Annotated in this window: 4 protein-coding genes; 3 read left to right on the top strand and 1 reads right to left on the bottom strand. The window is 59.8% G+C overall.

Going from position 1 to position 4,676, the window contains the following annotated elements:
- Positions 1 to 27 precede the first annotated feature (27 nt).
- Positions 28 to 1,056, bottom strand: a complete 1,029-nt coding sequence (locus GY725_03115; GenBank protein ID MCP4003166.1) for a hypothetical protein — start codon at positions 1,054 to 1,056, stop codon at positions 28 to 30.
- A gap of 469 nt (positions 1,057 to 1,525) precedes the next feature.
- On the opposite strand from GY725_03115, the gene GY725_03110 reads away from it, so the two are divergent.
- The 3 genes from GY725_03110 to GY725_03100 all read left to right on the top strand — a co-directional run bounded on the left by GY725_03110 (position 1,526) and on the right by GY725_03100 (position 4,588).
- On the top strand, positions 1,526 to 2,233 hold the full coding sequence (locus GY725_03110; protein ID MCP4003165.1) for a restriction endonuclease: 708 nt from the start codon (positions 1,526 to 1,528) through the stop codon (positions 2,231 to 2,233).
- A 163-nt stretch (positions 2,234 to 2,396) separates the two neighbouring features.
- Positions 2,397 to 3,476 (top strand): hypothetical protein, encoded by a 1,080-nt coding sequence (locus GY725_03105; GenBank protein MCP4003164.1) that lies wholly within the window; start codon positions 2,397 to 2,399, stop codon positions 3,474 to 3,476.
- A complete protein-coding gene (locus GY725_03100; protein MCP4003163.1) occupies positions 3,473 to 4,588 on the top strand; it encodes a hypothetical protein in 1,116 nt (371 codons plus the stop codon). The genes GY725_03105 and GY725_03100 overlap by 4 nt, the downstream gene beginning before the upstream one ends.
- Positions 4,589 to 4,676 lie beyond the last annotated feature (88 nt).

Here is a 4,676-nt window from a genome sequence, read left to right as displayed (position 1 = left end):
GCTCTCAGGCCACCGCCGGGAGACGGCTCAGATGGCCGCTGCGGCCAGCAATGCGAAGTGGCGCGAACCGCCGGCGTCGGCCAGGGGGTCGAGCTCTTCACCTGCGCTGATAAAGCCGAGGCTCGGTCTGAAGCTCCCCTTGGGGAAGATTGCTGCGGCGGCGTTGCCTAACCTCAAGGTGACCGAGGCTTGGCGAAACATGTCGACGAAGGCGCGCAGCGTCTGGCGGAAACGCTTGCGCATGTCTTTGCTCGCAGCGTGACACCGCGGCTTCGGCGAAGGCCGGAATCCTGCTGGCCGCGAGAGCGGGTTCTGGTGTCGGATTTTGTCCATGCCGACGGGCTCGGTGCCGCGCTCTTCACGGAGTGCGGCGGCGGCCGCTTCGATCTCGGCGACCATCTGGGCTACGCGTTTTCGGATCTCGGCTGTCGGCAGGTTCTGCCAACAGGGCAGCGGCGCGAGCTTGAGCTGGTAGGGCGTCATGAAGGCGCTGCGAGGAACTCTCTCGGCCGCTGTGCCGCGGCGAGCCGCCTTGCGCTCGGCCTGGCGATTCGTCTCGTACTCGATGGCGCGGTCGTACCACATCCCGGTCATCGGCCTGCCGTCGATGAGCGCTTCGGCGCAGTGCAGGCCCTCCCAGTCCTCGATGCGAGCCACGAGATTCTCCTTGATGGTGTTCGAGAGCACGTACCGGAGGCGCTCGATCAGTGCCTCCGGCTCGGGAGAGATCGGGACGAGGTGGAAGCGATCGGTCCACACGGGCCCACTCCAATCGTCCTGGAGGTGATTCGTTTCGCGGGCCAGATTGCCGTTGACGAACTCCATGAAGTCGGCGAGCTGGTCGACGTCCTCCGGTGTTAAGATCAGGTGATAATGATTGCTGGCCGCGACCGCCGCGTGAACCTTCACCGGGTACTTCTCCTGGGCTCGGGCGAGGACGCCTACCATGACGCGGGCAAAGTGAGAAGTGGCGGGCAGGAGATAGAAGCCACCGATGGTTCGAGTGGTGACTTCGACGCTCCAACCAGGGGGCAGATAGCGAGGATCTCGAGGCATGGCTGTTCCTCCCAGGTCACGCCAGAGGCGCGCCTGCGCAATGGCTGGCGGCGCGGTGGAAGGCATGAGGAGGAATCCGCGGCCACACGCCGTGGATCGGCCGTCACGCACCGACGCCAGCCGGTGTCGGCCGGCGAGCGGCACCGGAGAGCTCCGTGTGGGCTAACGCCGACTACACCCTATGTAGAACGGAAAACAGGCTCCAATTCTGGCGCCGAGGTAGGCGGTCAGAGAGGATGGCTAATACCGCCCGTACAGCCAGAGCGACGCGGCCCTCGTCTTGCTTCCGCGGCTACCGTGACCGAAGTGGGTGGAACCTGAATCGGCTCGCGCCGATCAATATCGAAATCGGCTCCGGCATTATAGTTCTATAGTAAGAACGCCAATGTGGAATCACTCGGACATTGCCAGAGAGCCTGCCTCGAAGCTAGGCCAAGCGGGCAAGTCGTGCCCTTACTGCCGGACGGACTTGTCGACTTTCGAGGATCAATCTGGGTACCCCGAAGTTTTCACAGTCATCTACCTTTGCGCGATATGCGGCTGGTGGGGCTGGGTAGACCGCGTTTTTTACCCGGACGTTGTGGATTCGAAATACCTGCAGACGCGTGTAGCTGCTGGCAGTCTAAAGGAGTTGCATCTAACCGATGTTCGCGTGCCGCTAGAAGAAGTCCGTTCCTATTTACTAGCAAGATATAGATCTCGGTTTTCGATGCATCCTCGGCTCTTCGAAGAAACTGTGGGCAGCGTTTTTAGAGACCTAGGTTATCTGGTAGAGGTCACGGGTTACGCCAACGACGGAGGCATTGACGTAATCCTAAAGAGATCGAACGAGACGGTTGGCGTCCAGGTAAAACGATATAAGAACAAGATCGAAGTAGAGCAGATAAGATCCCTAGCGGGAGCCCTCGTTCTACGCGATTATACCAAAGGGATCTTTGTTGCAACTGCATCTTTCACTTCGGGAGCCTCCCAAACCGCCAAGGACTATGCGTCCAAAGGCCTCTCGATCGAGCTGTATGATTGCGTCAGATTCCTGGAAGCACTGAAAATAGGTCAACGAAAAAGGCACGGGTCACTTGATGGGATTTCTTTCCGGGATGCAGAATATCTTCTGCCTTTTGAGGAGCTTGAATTGCGTAAGGATTTGTCAACCGTGATCGAGGAATCTGAACGGTGAAAGTTCTCAAGCAGTTTGAGGAGCTCAGTGTATCGATTCAGCGTAGAACCACAAGCCGAAGCGGACGGCTTCGCCGCGCGCTTGGCTTGGGCCGTTCGGCGTTCGGAACCAAGAACATCGCCAGCTGGTCAACTGGGACCGCCTCGAAGAAAGGAGTAGGTGAATGATTCGACGATTTTTCTTGTGGCTCGCCCTCGCGGGCGTACTCGGCTTCGCTAGTTTTGTACTCGCTACCGGCAGTGGAGAGGGGTCGGAGCCCTCAGCTGTCGCCCTGGCCCACGGCTACCCGCCTGGGCCATACTCCGAGGCGGTCTTCGAAATCTCGGACGATGCCGCGGTGATGGTCCTGAGAGTGGAGCACGCTGGCCGCTCGCTGCGGCTCTATGGTGACGGTCGGCTAGAGATCCAGGCCGGCGAAGACGAGAGCTACACCCGCCGCCTCGACCGCGCGCGGATGCTCGAAATCTTCCGCGCCGCCGTGGATCACGGCCTCGCGGAGTTCAGTGTAGACTTGCTCTATCTTGAGATCGGGCAAGATGCATTCCGCAAGGCCTGCAAGACCCCGCGGGTAGTCGCCACCCTCAGATTCACCGCCTACGATCGCCACGGGGCAGGGGGCGGTCTCGAACGGGGCGGTTTCTGCCCCGACGACTGGCCACAGCTCGGTCAGTCGCGAGCGTTGGTCGAGTTGCGCGCAGTTCTCGATGTGGAGATCCAGGCCGCAAAACGCGGAGGATCGATCGAGCTGACGCCGCCTGACTACAAGGCCGCGACGTTCACTCTATCAAGCGACCCGGAACAACTGATCCTTAGCTTCAGAATCACCATGGATGGATCAGGGCCAGCGATGCGTCTCTATGGCGACGGCCGGTTAGAGCTGCGGCGATACGGTAGGCACGGCGCTGTAACAGAACGCTATGATCGCAGCTTAGATTTTTCCAAGATGACCGAACTTGTCCGTCTAGCTGTGGATCATGGCTTCGCCGAGTGGAGCCGAGATAGCCTGAATTTCTTGGGCGTCGGCGCTCACTCTAGCCACCCTACAGCGGCGGTAGGCGAGCTGCATCTATCTGGCTATCAGCGGGGCGATTATTCGAGAGACAATCTCGCGCGGCAGTTCAAGATTGGTGGAGTTCGTACTGCTCTTGAGCACTCGGCCGACGTGTTGCAGGTCCAGGGGATGAAAGCTATTCGGCAGGTAATGGACGATCACTTCGCATCAGCCAGGAGGGCCGAAGAGTGATCAGTAGACTTAGTAGACTTCTTCTTGTCGGCGCATTGCTGTCATCTTCGCCGGCATTGGCTGGCGCATTCTTTGGTACGGATAGCATCGCCGCGTGCGGTGGTGCCGAATGCCGTATTTTTGTTATTGCGCATCCTGTCGGCTACACATCGGCCGGGATCGGTGGAGAGATCGAGGTCCCTGTATGCATCCGGCCGGGTGACACGCCATTCGTACAGCGCGCCATAGACGAAGCAATTGTCCTATGGAACGGTTTGACGCCGACGACGGGCAATTGCAGGGATTGCGCAAGCTCCGAAGATACGGAACCCATCCCGGGCGTGAGCATCATGGCTACCACGGCGATTCATGAACTCGGGCATTGTGCTGTAGGCCTAGGCCATGGCAACTTTAGAGATCCGCTCACAAACGAAATAAACAACTTCACAGCGGCGCGGGATGTGGATACTTTCGACGGAGGCGCGGACATGGTCCGGGGATCCCGCGACGACATCGTGACGCCGCTCACGGGGCCGCCTCCGCTCGCTAGGGCAACTCACTGGTACAGGATCTCTGACAATGACCCTGTTGTCATCGACGGTACGGTGATCGATTCCAGCACCTACGCGATACTCCCCGCCCTACTGCCGGCTGGCAGTTCTTGGGTCGCAAACGGGAATCGCTATGTGTCGGATTTGCTTGGGGCTGGCTTCGATACGCAGAGCGTCATGCATGGCGTCGCTGTGAGGAACATGCGGTATACGGGGCTTACCGCGGACGACACTAACACGACGCGCCACGGGATGACCGGCCTCGATATGGTGGCTGGCACGGCCGACGACTACACGATCCACCTGGCGCTGGTCGACGACTGTGCCGACGCTGAAATCGAAGTTCAGTGGAAGCCGCTTGGGCCACCCATGCCTGGAGAGCTTCAGCTACTCGGCCGCTGTAGTGCTCTTCTCGATTACATCGGGCCGCAACCGCCGCCGCCAGCGGGGCGGATTCATTTTGCCATGACTGCGCTCAGTCCGCCCCGGATCGTGCTCGAAATGAACTCTGAGGTCGAATGGGGCGTTTTCTACGACGGCTTCGAGACCGGCGATCTTACCCGCTGGTCATCGTCACAATAGGCACGTTGAGGGCTTTCGATGAGGGGCGAGAGAGCCGAACCAGTGACTGGAGGCGGACGCGCTCCGCGCGCCACTCAGTCGTGTCGTT

The organism is bacterium (assembly GCA_024226335.1).
Taxonomy (GTDB): Bacteria; Myxococcota_A; UBA9160; order SZUA-336; family SZUA-336; genus JAAELY01.
This window is presented reverse-complemented; position numbering and strand designations above follow the sequence as displayed.